This is a genomic window from Aeromonas sp. MTB (assembly GCF_056632455.1).
The window spans coordinates 2,735,665-2,752,927 of sequence record NZ_CP147026.1 but is presented as its reverse complement, the minus strand read 5'-3'; the positions used below and the strand labels follow the sequence as shown (position 1 = coordinate 2,752,927).

At 54.2% G+C, this 17,263-nt stretch carries 23 protein-coding genes and 1 pseudogene; 12 read left to right on the top strand and 12 right to left on the bottom strand.

Translation table 11 applies throughout. The features are described from left to right. Positions 1-173: 173 nt before the first annotated feature. The 7 genes from WBR25_RS12505 to WBR25_RS12475 form a co-directional block, all read right to left on the bottom strand. Entirely contained in the window at positions 174-434 is a 261-nt protein-coding gene (locus WBR25_RS12505) for a helix-turn-helix domain-containing protein (protein WP_323893784.1), read from the bottom strand. Positions 435-436: 2 nt separating this feature from the next. Further along, positions 437-625, bottom strand: coding sequence for a hypothetical protein (locus WBR25_RS12500; RefSeq protein WP_005352007.1), 189 nt, complete (start codon positions 623-625; stop codon positions 437-439). Between the two features lie 65 nt (positions 626-690). Further along, the gene (locus WBR25_RS12495; RefSeq protein ID WP_323893786.1) at positions 691-1,143 is read right to left on the bottom strand and encodes a hypothetical protein; all 453 of its coding nucleotides are present in this window, start codon (positions 1,141-1,143) and stop codon (positions 691-693) included. A 49-nt stretch (positions 1,144-1,192) separates the two neighbouring features. Next, the gene (locus WBR25_RS12490) at positions 1,193-1,417 is read right to left on the bottom strand and encodes an Ogr/Delta-like zinc finger protein (RefSeq protein ID WP_005351998.1); all 225 of its coding nucleotides are present in this window, start codon (positions 1,415-1,417) and stop codon (positions 1,193-1,195) included. An 8-nt stretch (positions 1,418-1,425) separates the two neighbouring features. Continuing rightward, a complete protein-coding gene (locus WBR25_RS12485) occupies positions 1,426-1,941 on the bottom strand; it encodes a phage regulatory CII family protein (RefSeq protein ID WP_110303026.1) in 516 nt (171 codons plus the stop codon). 33 nt (positions 1,942-1,974) lie between these two features. Further along, a complete protein-coding gene (locus WBR25_RS12480) occupies positions 1,975-2,337 on the bottom strand; it encodes a hypothetical protein (protein WP_110303027.1) in 363 nt (120 codons plus the stop codon). 10 nt (positions 2,338-2,347) lie between these two features. Further along, positions 2,348-2,539 (bottom strand): Cro/CI family transcriptional regulator, encoded by a 192-nt coding sequence (locus WBR25_RS12475; RefSeq protein WP_110303028.1) that lies wholly within the window; start codon positions 2,537-2,539, stop codon positions 2,348-2,350. Between the two features lie 99 nt (positions 2,540-2,638). On the opposite strand from WBR25_RS12475, the gene WBR25_RS12470 reads away from it, so the two are divergent. Further along, positions 2,639-3,322, top strand: a complete 684-nt coding sequence (locus WBR25_RS12470) for a LexA family protein (RefSeq protein ID WP_323893788.1) — start codon at positions 2,639-2,641, stop codon at positions 3,320-3,322. Between the two features lie 45 nt (positions 3,323-3,367). Beyond that, entirely contained in the window at positions 3,368-3,679 is a 312-nt protein-coding gene (locus WBR25_RS12465) for a hypothetical protein (RefSeq protein WP_323893790.1), read from the top strand. Here the strand turns inward: WBR25_RS12465 and WBR25_RS12460 are convergent. Together WBR25_RS12460 and WBR25_RS12455 are read right to left on the bottom strand one after the other, a co-directional pair. After that, positions 3,660-3,953 carry a globin family protein gene (locus WBR25_RS12460; protein WP_323893792.1) on the bottom strand — a complete coding sequence of 98 codons (294 nt, stop codon included), beginning with the start codon at positions 3,951-3,953 and terminating at the stop codon, positions 3,660-3,662. The two genes, WBR25_RS12465 and WBR25_RS12460, sit on opposite strands and share 20 nt — an antisense overlap. After that, positions 3,931-4,146 (bottom strand): hypothetical protein, encoded by a 216-nt coding sequence (locus WBR25_RS12455; RefSeq protein ID WP_323893794.1) that lies wholly within the window; start codon positions 4,144-4,146, stop codon positions 3,931-3,933. Before WBR25_RS12455 ends, WBR25_RS12460 begins: the two co-directional genes overlap by 23 nt. Here WBR25_RS12455 and WBR25_RS12450 point away from each other — a divergent pair. The 5 genes from WBR25_RS12450 to WBR25_RS12430 all read left to right on the top strand — a co-directional run bounded on the left by WBR25_RS12450 (position 4,145) and on the right by WBR25_RS12430 (position 8,669). Then, a complete protein-coding gene (locus tag WBR25_RS12450; RefSeq protein WP_323893796.1) occupies positions 4,145-4,561 on the top strand; it encodes a hypothetical protein in 417 nt (138 codons plus the stop codon). The genes WBR25_RS12455 and WBR25_RS12450 overlap by 2 nt on opposite strands. A gap of 68 nt (positions 4,562-4,629) precedes the next feature. After that, positions 4,630-5,472 carry a putative phage abortive infection protein gene (locus tag WBR25_RS12445; protein ID WP_323893797.1) on the top strand — a complete coding sequence of 281 codons (843 nt, stop codon included), beginning with the start codon at positions 4,630-4,632 and terminating at the stop codon, positions 5,470-5,472. 100 nt (positions 5,473-5,572) lie between these two features. Further along, positions 5,573-5,971, top strand: a complete 399-nt coding sequence (locus WBR25_RS12440) for a hypothetical protein (RefSeq protein ID WP_323893799.1) — start codon at positions 5,573-5,575, stop codon at positions 5,969-5,971. Continuing rightward, positions 5,968-7,026, top strand: coding sequence for a phage integrase (locus WBR25_RS12435; protein ID WP_323893801.1), 1,059 nt, complete (start codon positions 5,968-5,970; stop codon positions 7,024-7,026). Before WBR25_RS12440 ends, WBR25_RS12435 begins: the two co-directional genes overlap by 4 nt. A gap of 329 nt (positions 7,027-7,355) precedes the next feature. Then, positions 7,356-8,669 (top strand): tyrosine-type recombinase/integrase, encoded by a 1,314-nt coding sequence (locus tag WBR25_RS12430; RefSeq protein ID WP_005350905.1) that lies wholly within the window; start codon positions 7,356-7,358, stop codon positions 8,667-8,669. Positions 8,670-8,823: 154 nt separating this feature from the next. Here the strand turns inward: WBR25_RS12430 and WBR25_RS12425 are convergent. Next, positions 8,824-9,176, bottom strand: a pseudogene (locus WBR25_RS12425) (ATP-binding protein). A 143-nt stretch (positions 9,177-9,319) separates the two neighbouring features. Between WBR25_RS12425 and WBR25_RS12420 the strand changes: the two are divergent. The 5 genes from WBR25_RS12420 (at position 9,320) to WBR25_RS12400 (ending at position 16,598) form a co-directional block, all read left to right on the top strand. Continuing rightward, positions 9,320-9,556, top strand: a complete 237-nt coding sequence (locus WBR25_RS12420; protein WP_335841142.1) for a helix-turn-helix transcriptional regulator — start codon at positions 9,320-9,322, stop codon at positions 9,554-9,556. Between the two features lie 10 nt (positions 9,557-9,566). Next, the gene (locus WBR25_RS12415) at positions 9,567-9,899 is read left to right on the top strand and encodes a hypothetical protein (RefSeq protein WP_335841141.1); all 333 of its coding nucleotides are present in this window, start codon (positions 9,567-9,569) and stop codon (positions 9,897-9,899) included. Further along, positions 9,896-12,154, top strand: a complete 2,259-nt coding sequence (locus WBR25_RS12410; protein WP_429105276.1) for a DNA primase family protein — start codon at positions 9,896-9,898, stop codon at positions 12,152-12,154. Before WBR25_RS12415 ends, WBR25_RS12410 begins: the two co-directional genes overlap by 4 nt. Before the next feature lie 756 nt (positions 12,155-12,910). Then, the gene (locus tag WBR25_RS12405; protein ID WP_429105274.1) at positions 12,911-13,432 is read left to right on the top strand and encodes a terminase small subunit-like protein; all 522 of its coding nucleotides are present in this window, start codon (positions 12,911-12,913) and stop codon (positions 13,430-13,432) included. Positions 13,433-13,736: 304 nt separating this feature from the next. Further along, positions 13,737-16,598: an SNF2-related protein gene (locus WBR25_RS12400; protein WP_479748092.1), complete on the top strand. Its 2,862-nt coding sequence runs from the start codon at positions 13,737-13,739 to the stop codon at positions 16,596-16,598. On the opposite strand, the gene WBR25_RS12395 is transcribed toward WBR25_RS12400, so the two are convergent. Both WBR25_RS12395 and WBR25_RS12390 read right to left on the bottom strand, forming a co-directional pair. Next, positions 16,595-16,888: a hypothetical protein gene (locus WBR25_RS12395; RefSeq protein WP_479748090.1), complete on the bottom strand. Its 294-nt coding sequence runs from the start codon at positions 16,886-16,888 to the stop codon at positions 16,595-16,597. The genes WBR25_RS12400 and WBR25_RS12395 overlap by 4 nt on opposite strands. Before the next feature lie 9 nt (positions 16,889-16,897). Next, complete coding sequence (locus WBR25_RS12390) at positions 16,898-17,254, bottom strand: hypothetical protein (protein WP_479748089.1); 357 nt, start codon at positions 17,252-17,254, stop codon at positions 16,898-16,900. Between the last annotated feature and the right edge of the window lie 9 nt (positions 17,255-17,263).

Genomic DNA, 17,263 nt, shown 5'->3' with positions numbered 1-17,263 from the left:
GTGGTGAAACAACTGGTGCCAGCGCAATGATTGCTGCGCCTGGACTAACAGGGATTTGCCCTCTGACCCCCGATAGGTAAAAGAGGCAGGGCGAGCTTTGGCGGTCAGCCGTTGTTGAAGGCGCGGCAACTCGGCTAGCGCCTCCTGTTGGGATATGGGGTGGAAGATCTGTCTCATAGCTGCACCTCCGGTGTGGCGATGCCGGTCAGCAGCCAGTCGATGTGCCGTTTCAGCTCCGGGTGGTTGGCAATCAGCAGGAACAAACCGCCGCCAATCTCGCGGTATCCCAGCTCGTAGTTCTTGAGCGTGGTGGGCGGAATACCCAGCAGGTCGGCAAACTTCGGGCGGCTCAGCTTCAACTGTTCCCGCAACTGGCGAAGACGCTTGGCGGCATGGTGGTTGAGCAGATTGATTTGGGTCGGTTGTGCGTTCATGGTCAGGCTCCTTGTTGAGGTGTGCAGGGGTTGATGCAGCTGAACAGAGAAGCCCAAGCCAGTGCGGTGGAACGCTCGAGCAGCGCCACCCCGTCCGGGTGCTGGCTAAGACGGGCGCCATAGCGGCCCGTCAGCTTGCGTTGCTGGATGCGAAGGTTGCGCAGTGCGCAGGGGATCGCTAAAGTTGCCATGTCGACTTCCTCATACGTTGTTGATAAAGGCCCGCTTGGAGTTGCACCTCCGTTAAGCGGGCTTTTTAGTGCCCGATTGCTCTCGGGCCTTCTTGGCCAATCTGGCCAGCGACATGCACCGCATGATCCAGTTGCTGGCGTTTGGCCTGTTCTCTCTTCTTCCGCTCGGCCACTTCAGCCGGCGTCACCTTCACCGATGGGTGCCACACTTTCGGATCGCACCCGCTGTGAAACAGCGACTGATAATCCAGCGCAATCACCGCAAGGCGGATCGCCTCACGCTGCTGATAGGGCAGGGCAGAGAGGGTCGCCATCATCAGCGAATCCCACGGCTGGCGGGCGATGGTGCAAATGGCGACTCGCTTGGTCTTGGGCGCATTAAGCCAATCACCGTCGAGGTTTGAACCCGCCCGGTTGAGGTGCTCCCGCAACAGCGCAATGCCTGCGGTATTCATCAACACCTGCTCCTCGGCGGTCAGACCGGCGATGTTGCGGGGCTCTGGTTGGGTGTGTTGCATGCTGGTTTCTCCTTCACCTGGGCGCAGAATCTGGCGGCCAGTGAGGGGATCACTGGGCCACCTCTTTCACCCTGCGCGGGACAATGGGCAGCACAATGGCCGGATTGGGCATGGCACTGGGGCTGATGGTTGCGATGATTTCGAACCCCGCCTTGAAGGTGTGGCCGCAATCCACATTGCTGCATTGATAAGTGGCGATGCCGCAAAGCGGGCTCATCCGAATGGATGTGCGAGTGCTAGCGCGGGCACCACAGTGGGGGCAAATCAGTCTCATGGCTTCTCCTATGCGCCGAGGGCTGCGCGGGCCATGTCGGCAGCACACGCAAGACCAGGGACGGCGTGAAAGCGGTCTTCGACCTCGGTAGCCAGCAGCACAAGATGCTCAATGCCAGCCCAGATGCCGGTGACGACGGTGTTTCGGTTGGATTTGGTGACGCGGTCACCGGCAAGCAGCGTGGTCGCCTGAGCGGTGACGCCCAGGATCTGGGCCCCCGCATTGAGTGCTTGCTGGGCACGTGCTTCTGGTGCAGCGGCCGCTGCAGCCGGCAAGCGCACGGCCGTCAACTGGCAATCAAACAGCAGCCCGTCGAACAAGGTGTCGTCACCGGTGACGCGGTAAAGGTCGATAAGGTCAGTCGCAGTCAACTTGTGCCGCGCCTGAGCCGGGTTGAACTTGTTGCGCAGCACATCGGCACTCATGCCGATCTGCGCGGCCAAGTCGGCAAGGTTGTGCACCTGCTTGAAGCGGTCGCAGGCACTGGCGAAGTGGCGGTGTAGGTTTCGTTGACAGTTAGACACTTTCAGCTCCTGTTCGCAGCCGCTACTGTGTGATCAAGCCACAGAGCGTGACGTGGGCTTTTTGGTCAGCGCACGGCTTGCCAGCCGCCGTCCGGAGTTCTCATTGACCAGCTTGAAATACTGCTCCGGCTCGCTGGCCATATCGCGCCAGCGCACCAGATTGACCCAGGGCTGATCGCCGGCGCGTAGCTTGGGAATGATGGGAATGCGGCCATCGGCAATCATGTCCTGGGCGGTGCGCTTGGGGAGCTTGAACTTGTAGACGTCGAGCAGCATGTCCAAAAAGGCATCGAGCGGAATGGCCGGCAGGGCTTGCAAGGCCAGCCCTTGCTTGATGGCCGCCAGCTCACGCAGTACCTCGGTGATGGGCTCGACAGGATGGTTTTCCATCGTCATGGCGATCTCCTTAATGTGCTGTACGCGAGTGCTTTGTTGTTGGGGTAGCTTTCAACTTCCCGCCAGTCAGCACTTCGATTTGATAGGCTCGGCCTTTGGGAATGTCGCTTCCCCAGCGGGATACAGCTGGCTCTGAAATGTTCAAGGTTCTGGCTAGCTCTGCTGCACTTCCGAAGTAGCTGATTGCGTCCTCTTTTTTCATGACCTCTTTTCCGACCTTAAGTTTGGATTGAACTGAGCCTAACTTAACTTCGGTAAAGTATCAACCTTTTGTTCGGATTGCCGAGGTTAAGCTAGAGCGATGACAATAAGTGATCGCATTTTCAGTAGACGAACGGCTCTGAATCTCTCGAAGACTGCACTTGCCAAAGCCATTGGTGTGAGTGACGTTTCAGTAGGGAAGTGGGAGTCTGGTTTGAACCAGCCGAAAGGCCGCTATCTCAATGACTTGGCGGCAGCGCTGGGGGTATCTGTTGACTGGCTTTTGGCCGGTGGTGGGGAGGGGGCGACGGCTCCTTCCCAAGAAACTATGCCCGGCTATCACAACGTCGAACCGGCAGTGATACCGCAGGGTAATCGTGTTCCGATTCTGAGCTATGTCCAAGCTGGTAACTGGCGGGAGATGTGCGAGCAGGCCACGACCTTCGACGGCAATGTCGAGTATGTGTCTGCCAGTATCGATATTGGCCCTCGTGGCTTCGGCCTCTGGCTGCGTGGCAATTCCATGACTCCGATCTTCAATGAAGGGGATTTGGTGATCGTTGACCCTGATGAGTCACCTCGCCCTGGCGATTATGTCGTTGCCAAGAACGGTAGCGAAGGGGCTACTTTCAAGAAGTTCCGACCCCGTGGCATCGATGAGAACGGGCAAGAGGTGTTTGAGCTTGTCCCCCTAAATGACGATTACCCTTCCATGCACTCCGACCGGCAACACATCGAGATCATCGGCGTGATGGTAGAACACCGGATTTTCAGAAAACGATAGGGCGCTGATGCGCCCTTTTTGTACTGGCATCAACCAGAGGTGGTTATGACCGATACCCATAACGTGCTTGAGCAAGCAATCGAAAGATTGACGGCCCATATTGGTCGAGGCTGCCAAGCATCTGAACTCCATTTTGTCGATCAAGCCTACGCGAAGCTTTTACTTCAACAGCTTTATCTGCGCGGAGTACCTCTCGACCGCGCCATAGTACAGATGTTGGCTAATGCACAAGGCTGGCATGAGCGCTCGGCCAAGCAGTTGGGAGAGTGGGCCGAGATGATTGGCAAGGGTGGTCCAGTCAGGGTGAAACATAAAACCAACTGGGCGGAAGGTGTTGTCAACGAACTGATGCCTTAGCCGCTTGTTTGGCTTCGGCTCGCCGAAATGCTGCGAGCGACTTTTGGTTGCGATCAAGCCACCACTGTTCGGCAAAGATGAGCAGGTCATGCAGGAATACGTCGGCGTCCCCGAACGTTTCGGCAAACTCAGGACTGCTTTTGGCTGATAGGTAGTCAGTGATTGCGTAATACAGCTTGGTCGTTTCACTCCTGTAATGGGAGTCGGTGATTTGACTACGCGGTAATTTGAATTTTGACATGGTGATCCCTTTATTGCTTGCGTTGGTCAGCATCACGCAGCGCATTGGGCAGGGTCCAGCTCAAAGCTTCAGCTAGGTATGCCAGATTCAGGGTGGGGAGTGTGGTTTCCCAATAGGCCCGGGCGTTAACCCGATCCATATCCCCCTCGATCTGCATCCGAATCGTGCTGGTCAGGTTGTAAATAATTTCGGCCTTTTCTTTGTTCTCTTGAAATGGAGTTTTCATGGCAAGCACCAACATTGAACAGTTTGATTTGATGGTCGGTAAGACGTTCGCATACCTCTATAACTGCTTCCCGATGCCAGTCTACCTTAGTGTCGGCACACTGATTGGTGAAGAAAATGTGTATGTGGAAGACGGATTCACAGGAGCAGAGCTGACGCCAAAGGCCGAGCTCACTTATGCCACCTATGCTTGGTTGCTTAATGCCGGCTACATCGATGGTAAAGCAATTTTCAATCAAGGTATCAGTGATGCCGTGCTGTCGGCCAAAGGCTTGGAAACACTTAAAGCTGTGCCTGATAGCCTGCAAGGTAGCCTGGGTGAGCGTTTGCAAGAGGCTGCTAGTCATCACGGTGTTGATATGGTGAAGTCACTGGCCTCTGAAGCTCTGTCGTTTGGGGTGAAGCTTTTGCTATAAATTGGCAACTACAGTTAATGGCAGAATAAATTTAATAAGATAACTTAGGGTTTGGAACGAGCGATCATATGTCGGAAAACAACAATAATAGAGGTTGGTGTTTCATCATCTTAATTTTAGTGTTTGTGCTTGTGCTATGGTTCTTTTATCCATTTTGGAGTTATTTGTATAAAGATTACTTTTATAATACAGAGTTGTCAGAAATGGGAGTGTTTGGTGATTCTTATGGTGCATTGAATACTCTATTTTCCGCGCTTGCCTTCACCGGAATCATTGCATCAATTTACTTTCAGAGGGAGGAGTTGAAAGCAACGAGAGAGGAATTGGAGGCTACTAGATATGAAATGAAAAATCAAGGTGAACAATTCGAGGCGCAAACTAAAGCATTGGATTTACAGGTTTTTGAAAATACATTTTTTAATATGTTGAAGTTGCATGGCGATATTGTTGAGTCCTTGTCGGTTCGAACCAGAACTGGTGTGGAATATAAAGGTCGATATGGGTTTAAAGTACTGTGTGAAGGCTATAGTAGCTTTAGGGAAGGACTTGAATGTATACCGGAATATAATGTTTATTATATTCGAAATGAGGAATGTTTAGGGCACTACTTTAGGGTTCTATATCAAATTCTTAGCTTGGTCGATAATTCAGTGTTAGGTGAGGATAAGAAGAGGAAGTATATAGATATTCTGCGCGCTCAGCTCTCAGTTTATGAGCTGGTTTTGCTAATCATACATACCCTGAGTAAACATGGAGGTGAAAATTATAAGTGTCTTGTCGAGAAGTACAGTCTTCTTGAATATATATCGAAAAATGCATTGGATAGTTTTTTGGGTGGGCCAGAACATACTAGCGACCTTTTAAGAAGTTATAGCGCCGGTGCATATGGCCAGCAAGGAGAGGAAATGTAAAGGTATTTCCTGTTGAATTAATCCGTTGTCGTTTGACGGCCATCTTTCAGGTTGTTGATGTATTTGAAATGGCCATAGATATATAAATTGGAGAAAACTAATGCCTGCATTGATTTTATTATATGTTGTGATGAGCACGTTTCTGTCATTTTGGGATTTTGAAATCGACGGAGAAACGTCACATTCTGTACAGAACTCTATAATCTGGCAGACTTTTTATATGTCTGAAGAACAGATGAAAGTGTATCTATCAGATTTGGATCTGCTGCCAATAAGGTCAAATATGGGGTTGGATGGCTTGGAGGTTGGGGATATCCATGATATTGCCAATGGTGAGCGACGTAGAAGGGGGATGGATGAGGTAGATTACCCTTGGCAGGGGCCTTTTTCATTCGCCTATACCACTTATATCAGGCCAGCTATCTTACTTGCTGTTGACTCCAATGCCTTTGAGTTTGAAATGGGGAAAAGTCTGCTGAAACAAGAAATGGGCTTATGACCGTCCGTAAACTCGACGACGGCAAGTCACTGCCCTGGCTTGCCGATATTCGCCCAAGTGGTCGCAATGGCCCGCGCAGGCGCAAGCGCTTTGCCACCAAAGGCGAAGCCGCTGCTTGGGAGCTTTGGCAGCTCGAGCAGTTCGCCGAGAAACCGTGGCTGGGCGACGATGAGCAGGTTGCAGAACCAGCCGCAGAAACCCGGCGCTTGTCTGATCTGGTTGAACGTTGGTATGGCCTGCATGGCCAGAGCTTGCGTGATGGTGAGCAGCGTCGGTCCAAACTGCTGCTGATCTGCGAAAGCTTGGGCAACCCACTGGCTTCTGAGTTTACGGGTAATGACTTTGCCAAATACCGTGAGGCGCGTCTCTCTGGCGCAGTGAGCGATCGGCGGGCTGCAACGCAAGAAGGGAAGGGGGTGAGCGCATCGACGGTGAACCGTGATCACGCTTACCTGCGAGCCGTGTTCAACGAACTCAAGCGGTTGGGGGAATGGACGGCAGAGAACCCGCTGGCTGGGATGAGACTTTACCGGGTTACCGAATCAGAGCTGGCGTTTCTGTACCCTGACGAGATCAAGGCATTGCTCGAGGCCTGTGACACTGCCAGCAATCCAGATCTCGGCATTGTGGTGCGGCTCTGCTTGGCCACAGGGGCGCGTTGGGGAGAAATCCAGGACCTGACCCAATCGCAGGTGTCACAGAACCGGTTGACCTTCACTCACACCAAAGGCGGAAAGCGCCGAACAGTGCCCATCAACCAAGAGCTGATCGACATCATCCCCAAGCGCAGGGGGAAACTGTTCAGTGAGTGCTACCACCACTTTGAATCCGCCATCAACAAGGCTGGGATCCAGCTACCGGCGGGGCAGAGTACCCATGTGCTGCGGCACACTTTTGCCAGCCATTTTATGATGAACGGTGGTAACATTCTGGTGTTGCAAAAGATACTCGGGCACTCAACTATCACCATGACAATGCGCTATGCCCACTTTGCGCCGGACCATCTTGAAGATGCGTTGCGGCTCAATCCGCTGACGGTCAACAACCTGCGCTAGTGTCCACATTTGATCCACACAGCTCGCAGAACACCGCATTTTTCCGCATAATGACGTGTCTATAAGTGACTGTATTTATTTAACTATTTGATTTTAAAGGCTGGGTGCAGGCATTTAAAATCCCTCGACGTTCGCGTCGTGCCGGTTCGATTCCGGCCTCGGGCACCATTAATACTTCCAAAGTATTCCGGAAAAGTTCAAAAAACCCAGTTAATTCAACGTCTCTGGGTTTTTTTACGTCCAGAACATTCCGAGTCATTCCTAACACATCCGCTATAAATTGGTATACGCTTAGGTATACATCGATTCGATAAAGGAGTCGTATACCAATGCCGCGAACCACCAGACCCTTGTCTGATACCGAGTGTCGCAATGCCCGCCCGCGAGAAAAAGACTATTCCCTGTTCGATGGGAATGGGTTGCACTTATTGGTCAAAAAGAACGGTACCCGTTCGTGGCGCTTCAAGTTCACTAAGCCTGATGGTAAGGCCGGGCTGATGGCGTTTGGTGATTACCCCATCCTGTCGTTGACGGAGGCCCGTGCCAAACACGCTGCCGCACGAAATTTGTTGGCCAAGGGTATTGACCCTGTCGTCCATAAGCAGCAGGTGCGTAACGACATTACCCGCAAACAAGTGAATAGTTTTGAGGCTGTTGCCCGTGAATGGCATGCAAATAATGCTGGCAAGTGGTCCTCCGATCACGCTTCACGCATCTTGACCCGGCTTGAAAAAGACGTGTTTCCATTGATTGGCCATTGCCCCGTTGCCGAACTCAAGACTCGTGACCTGCTTGTTCCACTGCGTAAGATAGAGCAGCGAAATGCGCTTGATTTGGCAGGACGAGTGCGGCAACACATCAATGGCATAATGAGTTATGCAATGCGAACTGATTTGATTGAGGCCAATCCTGCCGCTGATTTGACGGGGGCGTTGTCGGTTCGCAAAGTCCAGCATCATCCCGCGCTGCCGCTGCAGGATATTCCCGAGCTGGTGCGTCGTCTCGATAGTTATTCGGGACGTCTGCTGACCAAGATGGCGGTGAAATTCACCTTGTTAACCTTTGTCCGTTCGAGTGAATTGCGCTTCATGCGCTGGGATGAGCTCGATATCGAGCGAGCAATCTGGACGATCCCGGCGTCCCGCGATCCCATTGAAGGGGTTAAACATTCACATCGTGGTGCCAAGATGCGAGAACCGCACTTTGTGCCGTTGTCACGCCAGGCACTGGCCATCATTGAGGCGATCCGCCCTTTGACCGGGCGTTTTGATCTGGTATTTGCCGGTGACCATGATGTATCAAAACCCATGAGTGAAAACACCGTGAATAGTGCCTTGCGCCGCCTGGGTTATGACACCAAGGTGGAGGTATGCGGTCATGGCTTCCGGGCGATGGCCTGCAGCGCGTTGCTTGAATCAGGCCAATGGAGTGCGGATGCCATTGAACGGCAGATGAGCCATAAGGAGCGTAACGGTGTGCGGGCGGCTTACATTCATCGGGCCGAATTTATCACCCAGCGGCAACAGATGGTGCAATGGTGGGCTGACTGGCTGGACTGTTGCAAGCATCACTATGTGCCACCCCATGAATTTACCGGGTTGGAGAGCAATGTAATTCACTTGCCAAACAGTCTGTCTGTATAGACGGATCGGGTTGTCAATCAGCCTCGAAAAATGACCAGGGATCAGCGTCCAACATTGACCAGGGTTAGCTGGCTGATTTCATCCTCTGTTTGAAGCGATAGGCGTCGTTGCCTGTCTCGATAAACTCACATGATCCTATCCAGCATCACCGTTGTCATCTTCTCCACTTGCTGAAGGCCAGGTTGGAGGTCAGGAGCGGGCTGGTGCGCTTGCGCAGCTTGCTGATCAGGTGAAACAGCAGAGCGCCTCCGCTTTCGGCAAACGGCAGATAGCTCAGTTTGCCCAGAATCACTGCATCGACATTGACCAACCGAATGGCAAGCAGCCCGGCTTTGCCTGCCACCTTTTCCTGCTCCAGTTCGCTGACCAGTACACCACTGTATAGAAACGCACTCGCTTGCCCCAGCCACCAGCATTGCGTCCCATAGAGATGGTCCAGTGGGTTTTACCCGTCCCGGTTCTGCCGACCAACAGCCGATTGCGCTGCTGTTCCAGGAAGTCATCCACACCTACTCGCCATTTAATTTCCCTTGTCAAGTGCGTTTCTGAAGGGGTTCACCCCTGTAGGGCTAGGGATTTGTTGCGAGATGATAAAAATAAGGAGCCATGCTGGTGCATTTCGTTCCAGTGCATGACAGGGAATAACTAACATGGCTAAAGAAAGCAAACCCACTCTGACCATTATTCGCCGTAATGAGGTTGAAGCCCGCACCGGGCTGTCCCGCTCTACCATCTACGCCAAAATGCGTCCCAATCCGAAGTACCCCAATGTTTATGACCCGACCTTTCCCAAACCGGTGTCCATCGGCGCAAAAGCCGTTGGTTGGATTGAAGAGGAGTTGGAAGCATGGCTCATCGCCCAGATCCAGAAGCGCCGCGAGGCGTAAGGAGGCGAGGATGACAGTCACCAATTACGCAAAAAAGAGCCGCCATGGTACGGCGGCCTCTTCGATCTATCAGTTTGAGCGGGGTCTGATTGTGGAATCTGACCCCGAGATCGTAGCACCTGCACGCTCGCTGGCAAGCAAAAGCCTGTGCCGCGCAAAGTCGGGGATAATTAGCAGGGATGCTATTTGTGGCCAGTTCGCCCTGTATGGTGCTTCCCCTAGCACCAACAGCGCGCGCATCGAGGAAATGTACCGCCTTCAGGAAGCCTATGAGAACGATGACGGCGTGTCACTGTTCGATCATAAGCGTGCCATGCTGCGTGTGGTAGGGGGTACGGTATGAACGCCATCCTGCAAACCAGGGCTGCCAACATCGAAGCCAACGACCACGCTGTCATTCCGTGTCAGCGCAACGGCAACCCGCAACCCTATGGCAATGAGCAGCGCTACCCGTCCTCCATGGTGCGTGAGGATGACACCCTGTTTGGTGTTCGCTTGGATGAAATGGTCCTGCTGGACCTGGACGGTAACAAGGTACCCGAGGCGCCGCACCCCAGGGATCTGCTGGCGATGCTCGGATTGCCCAATGAGACGCTCCCGATCCAGTACCGGATGCTCACCGATAGCCAGCCGGACGGTTCGTATCACTGGCTGTTCCACTTGCCTGCTGGGGTAGACCTTGCCAGCTTGAAGCAGAGCGTCAACAACGCGAATGGGTTGGCGGGCGTGGATGTGAAGACCGGCAATCAGCTGGTCTACATCAAAGCCGATAAGGTACTGCACGGCGATACCATCCCCAAGCTGGCAGATCTGCCGGAGGCGCCAGCCATCTTGTTGGGGTGGATCACCAAGCCCAAACATGAGCCAAAGGTGATGGCCCCCATGGTCAGCTCCGCAGAGACCAGCCGCTATGGCGAGAGAGCGTTGACGAGTGCCTGTGAGGCGATTGTCAGCGCGCCGATGGGGAGCCGGAACGAGACGCTCAACCGGGAGGCGCTGGGGGTGGCGCAACTGGTCGCTGGTGGAGAGATCAGCCACGCCGACGCTGAGCGTCAGTTGTTTGCTGCTGGCATGGCGTCTGGCCAATCGGTACAGGAGGTCAAGGCGACTATTGCCAGTGCGCACCAGAAGGGGATACAGGAGCCACGCCAAGCCCCGCCTAAAAGTAAGCTGTTGGCCGATAAGAAGGGCAGCCAAAAAACAGGTTCTCTGCTGGCGGCCAATGTTGTTTCTCTGCGCCCCGAGCAGGACGACGCGGTGCTGCTGGATCAGATGAGTGCCTGCCAGCGCGGGGAGGCACTGGCTGCTAGTCTGAAGCCCCTGGCCATCAATGTCGACACGAGCCTGGTGTACCGTTACACCGGCAGCCTGTGGGAGCCGATGCCGGATGCGGTGCTTGCGCGCTGCATGACGGCAATGTTTAAGCAGCAAGGCGCCAAATACAGTGCCCGTGTGATCAACGCTGCTGTTGAAACCATGAAACTGGGCCTTGATAAAATACCGCGTCCTACGCTCAACCTGATTGGTTTTGCCAATGGGGTCTATGACCTAGTGCTCCGCACGTTTCGCCCGCATTCCCTCGTCGATGGTTTGCTGGCTCACAACGGGATCGAGTACAGCGAGCCGCTGGTGGGGGAAACCCTGGAGCATTGTGCCCCCCACTTTATGAAGTGGCTGAGCTATGCAACCGACAATGATGTGGCCAAGATGGATCGCATAAACGCGGCGCTGTTCATGGTGCTGGCGAATCGCTACGACTGGCAACTGTTCCTGGAGGTGACGGGGGAAGGCGGCAGTGGCAAATCGGTCATGGCGGCACTGTGCGAACTGCTGGTTGGCCAAGAAAATGTGGGTAGTAGCTCAATGAAACTGCTTGAGGACCAATTTGGTCTGGAGAACGTCTGGAACAAACGCCTGATCTTGTTGCCTGACCAACCTTCGTACGTTGGCGATGGCCACGTGCTCAAGGCGATCACTGGCGGGGATAAAGTATCGGTCAACCCTAAAGGCAAGACGATTTTCAGCACCCGGATCCCAGCTGTGTTGCTGGCCACCAACAACGTACCGATGGTGTTTAACGAGCGCAATGGGGGGATCGCTCGTCGCCGGGTGATCTTCCACTTCGGACAAGTGGTGGCATCCGCTGATCGGGATGGGGCGCTTGGCGACAAGATTGCCGCTGAGTTACCGGTGCTCATTCGCCATCTGCTGACCCGGTTTGCCGACCCAGACCAGGCCAAGCGTCTGCTGGAGGAGCAACGGGATGGTGCTGATGCGCTAGCGGTGAAGCGCGAGGCTGACCACGTACTCGACTTTTGCGCCACCTTGGCGTTTCTGGCTGAGCCGAAAGGGCTCTGTATGGGGGGAAATGTCGCCGTGATGAAGGCGCCGAGAAAATTCCTGTGTCACCTCTACCTGGCTTACCTGGAGTACCACGGCTTGAACCGCCCACTCTCGCTTAATTCATTCAGCAAAGCCGTCAAACAGGCTGCAAAGGAGCTGGGCGCGGAGTACAAGACGCGCAAGACCAATGGTCAAACTCAAACCAATGTTGCACTCACCGAGCAGGCTGAGGAGTACCTTCCGCGGGCCCTGTAGGCCTATATGGCTTAATGAGGCCAAACGGCGGTGACAAGAAGGCTCCTTGCGGGGCCTTTTTTTCTAACTTGAGGGGAGGGGGGCATACCCTATTTCATAGTCACTGAGTCACTTTACTGTGTGAATGTCTGGTCCTGCCCGGGTTGGGATGCAGTGACCAACATTGATTCATGGTCACTGTTTGTCACTGGGTCACTGCCCTGATGCTTCTTGATGGATGACAGATGGGAGATGACGCAATGAGTGGATGGATCAGTGAGAGCAGTGCCCAAAAGAGTGATGTGAGTGACTCCCAGAGACCATGAAAAATCACGGTCACTTGCTGCTAGCCCAATGATGGCGGGATGTTTATCAAAACAGTGACCAAGTGACTATCACAGACAACTTTTTGCCACACACAGCTGCGTTTGCACTGACGGGACTCCCCCTGTAGGGCTGGATACCTACTTGCCTCCTCGTAAATACTGGTCGCCTATGATCTATTCCCCTATGCATTCAACAGATTCCCCAGACTGGCACGGTATCGAACTCGCGTACTGTGCTGGCCGCCAGAGTGTGCGCCAGATAGCGATAGATTACGGCATTTCACATACCGCCATTAACAAGCGTGCCAAGACTCACAAATGGTCAAGAATCACAACACCCGTTAACGCTACCTCATCTTCAGGTATACCTCAGGCCCCTATAAATGGCGCTGAACATGTGAATGCCACAACTGAGGTTATGAGCCCAGTTTTCACTCATCAGGTTTCCACTGTGGAAACCAATACGTCGAATCCCAAGACGGTAACAAGAGGCCGTCGGAGCGCATACACGAACGAGTTGGGGGAGGCCATATGTAGCGCCATTGCTGATGGGGTGAGTCTACGCGCAGTGTTGGCTCGTCCGGGTATGCCGTCCAAATCCATGGTGATGCGCTGGTTGGCTGATGAACGCTACATAGAATTTAGGGACCAGTACGCGTGCGCGCGCGAGGATCTGACCGACAAACTGGCCGATGAGATCCTCCAGATTGCCGATGACGGCAGCAATGACACCTTCCTCGACGCCAACGGGAACGTAAAAGTTAACCATGATGTGATTGCTCGTGCCCGCCTGCAGATCGATGCTCGTAAATGGCTGGCCTCAAAGCTGGCCCCCAAGAAGTACGGCGATGGGGGGCGGCGAGAAGACTCTGGCGTTAACCACGGGAGCATGCAGGTGAAATCGACAGTCACGTTTGTGAATCCACCCAATAGGGATGAAGACTGCGATGTGATTAAGGATGACGAAGTCTGAGTTATGCCCATGATGAAAGCGCTCAGACTATTGATTAACCGGGGATGAGGCTGCCAATGTTGACTGCGTCTTCAGCCTATTTTGCAGACTAAATTTGCGGTCATTGCTAATCCAAGCCATTTCTCAAGCTAATGAATGAAGGCGTAAATTGCGGTACATCACATTTGAATTGTGTTTTTTATCATGTAGATGTCCCGCTATGGTACCCTTTTGGCCTCCTTTAATTGCATTGTTCCGCATGGCCTGGCTTGACGAAGTACAGCCTGCCATCACGTGACATTGTTGCGACATTAAGACCAGACTGATGAACGACCAAAATTTTGCACCCGGTATGCGGGTGGTGATCCGGGATGCAGAGTGGCGCATCCGTCGAGCAGACAATAGTGGTGATGGTGGTCACTTATTAACCTGTGATGGCGTGTCTGAATTGGTGCGTGGCAAAGAGGGGCTGTTTTTAACCCGACTGGAACAGCGCATCGAGATCCTCGATCCTGCTACTACCCAACTGGTGGAAGATGAATCGGCCAATTATCAGGCTGCGCAGCTGTATATCGAAAGCCAGCTGCGCCAAAGGGTACCAACCGATGCTAAGTTGCACTTTGGTCACCGGGCAGCGATGGACTCGATGGCGTTCCAGCTTGATCCCACCCGCATGGCACTGGAGCAACCGCGCCAGCGCATCCTGATCGCCGATGCCGTGGGGCTGGGTAAAACCCTGGAAGCAGGGATCATGGTTTCCGAGCTTATTCGTCGTGGCCGTGGCAAGCGGATCTTGGTGCTGGCGGTTAAATCCATGCTGACCCAGTTTCAAAAAGAGTTCTGGAGTCGGTTTGCCATTCCGCTCACCCGGCTCGATTCTCAAGGGTTGCAGCGGGTGCGCAATCGCATTCCCACCAACCACAACCCGTTTCACTACTTCGATAAAAGCATTATTTCCATCGATACCCTCAAGCAAGACATCGAATATCGCCACCATTTAGAGAATGCCTGGTGGGATATCATCGTCATCGACGAGGCGCACAACGTTGCCGAGCGTGGCAGCAGCTCACTACGCAGCAAGCTCGCCAAATTGCTGGCTGGGCGCAGTGACACCCTGATCATGCTCTCGGCCACCCCTCATGATGGCAAGCCAGAGAGCTTCGCCAGCTTAATGAACATGCTCGACCCGACAGCCATCGCCAATCCCTCAAATTACCAGCACAGTGATTTTTCCGACAAAAATCTGGTGGTGCGGCGCTTTAAAAAAGATGTCAAAGATCAGATGGCCGGTGAATTTCCCGAGCGCGAGATCAAGCAGATCGCACGTCAGGCCAGCGCACAAGAAGAAGAAGTCTTCCGCCGGCTTGTTGAGAGCGAACTTAAAGATGATGATAGTGATGACAGCAGTGCCAAGCGTGGTCGCCTGTTTAAGGTCACCCTCGCCAAGGCCCTGTTTTCCAGCCCCATGGCCTGCGCCAGCGTGGTGAACAACCGGCTCGCCAATCTCGCCAAGCGCAAGGTAAATAACTGCCAAAGCCAGATCAACGAGCTGCAGTCGTTGCAGTTGGCGCTGGCACGCATCGATGCCGGCTGCTTTAGCAAATACCAACTGCTGCTCGACACCATCCGCAACGATCTGCAATGGCGCGCCAATCAGGCTGATGACCGCTTGGTGATCTTCACCGAAAGCATCAAGACCCTGGAGTTTTTGGCAGACAACCTGACGCGCGATCTCAAGCTCAAGCCTGAACAACTCGCCACCTTGCGCGGCGACCAGGGCGATGTCGAACTGATGAACACCGTCGAAGCATTCAGCAAACAGAGTGCTCCGGTGCGCTTGCTGGTGTGCTCCGATGTCGCCTCCGAGGGCATCAACCTACACCATCAAAGCCACAAGATGATCCATTTTGACATCCCTTGGTCGCTGATGGTGTTTCAACAGCGTAATGGCCGTATCGACCGCTATGGCCAGCAGCATGTACCGCAGATCCGCTACCTGCTCACCGAAGCCGAGCAGATCAAGGGCGATATGCGGGTACTGGAAGTGCTGATCAACAAAGATGAGCAGGCACAAAAGAACATCGGTGACAGCTCCGAGTTCACCGGTAAATACAGCCAGGAAGAAGAAGAACTGCAGACCGCTGACTTCATGCTGCAGGGCGCCCAAGATGGCGCCAGCCTGTTAGATATGCTGCTTAACCACAATGCCAGCGAGCAGGAGCAACCCGGCGATCTACTGGGGGCCCTGAGCAATCAGGTCAGCCAGGATGCCAGTCGCCTCACCACAGCGGATCTGTCACTGTTTGCCAGCGAACAGGCCTATTGTGAGACGGCGCTCGGTTACCTCAAACAAGCCGGTCAACGGGTGCAATTCGAGCGTCTGCCCGATGGCTGTCTCTCATTGGTGGCGCCTGATGAACTGCGCCGCCGCTTTGCTCAGCTACCGCCAGAAATTGAGCCCGACAACTGGCAACTGCTGCTCAGCGAAGACAAACAGGTGATCAACAGCGCCATTATTGCGGCGCGCGGCGAGCAACATGCCTGGCCGAGCATTCACTATCTGTGGCAGATCAACCCGGTAGTGCAGTGGCTCGATGACAAGGTGCAAGGCGCCTTTGGCCGTCATCAGGCGCCTGTGCTGCGCATGAGCCATGCCATGAACGCCGATGAAGACCACTTTATCCTCTCGGGGCTGTTCCCCAACCGCAAATCCCACCCCATGGTCAACCCCTGGCTGGTGGTCAGCTTTAAGCAAGCGCAGTTTGTGGGCAGTCAGCCGTTTGCCGATTTTGTCGCCCAGCAGCCCGCTTTATGCAGTAAGTTGAGCAACCCCGGCGGCAAGCAGCGCAACCACCAACGCCAGCAAGATCTGCTGCGCGAAGCCATTGACCATGCTCGCAGTGTGTTTGTGCAGGAGCGCAACGCGTTTGAAACCGAGATCAACCTGCGCTTAACCGCGCAGCTAGAGAAACTCGGCGCGCTGAAAACCCGCCAGCTCCAGCAACTGACGCTGGATTTTGCCGATAACAAACAGGTCGAAGCGGTGAAACAGAGTCGCCAGGCCCAGCGTCAGCGCGAAATTGACCACAACTTTGAAAGCTATATCGAGTGGATCGAAGAGACCATGACCACCGAAAAAGAACCATATATTCAGTTGATTGCCGTTATCACCGGCGCGGAGGGTTAGCCATGGCACTGGTCGGCATCATTAACGAAAACGAATTTTACTCCAATCACTACCTCGACGAGGTGTTTGGCAGTGACATCCGCAGTGTGCTCGAACCCTGGCAGGCACAAGAGCAAGCCGCCCGCGACCAGGAACGCGCCGCCAGGGAGCTGGGCAAAACGGTCGCCCCCGGTTATCGTGCCCCATGGAATCAGCTCGCTAGTCTCGCCAGCGGCTATTTTCGCCAGCTCAGCGAGCAGGAGAAACAACGCGATATCGCGCAGCAACTTAGCCAGCAGCGCGCCCGCCAAGCAGCAGTGCTAAGCGCGCTCGGTTATCAGCTCGCGCCCACCTTGCAGCCGCTCGATGAAGGTTGCAGCTTGCCGCTGCTGGCCAGCTATGAGAGTGCCGATGGCAGCCCTTGGTTGTGGATTGCCGAAGCGTTCGACAGTGAAGAAGAGGGCGATCCGCTTGCCCAGGCCCTGCATGCGCTGCAACTGCCCGCTGACAGCGACCCGAAACAGAACCAACTGCTGCGCTACAACAGTCGCGGTGAGCCGCGTAGCTGGCAGGAATTGCTCTCCTCTGTGGTGTTTACCCAGGCCGAGCCGCCACGCTTTGTGTTGCTGCTCGGTAGCCGGCAACTGCTGTTGCTCGACAGAACCAAGTGGGCGCAAAACCGCCTG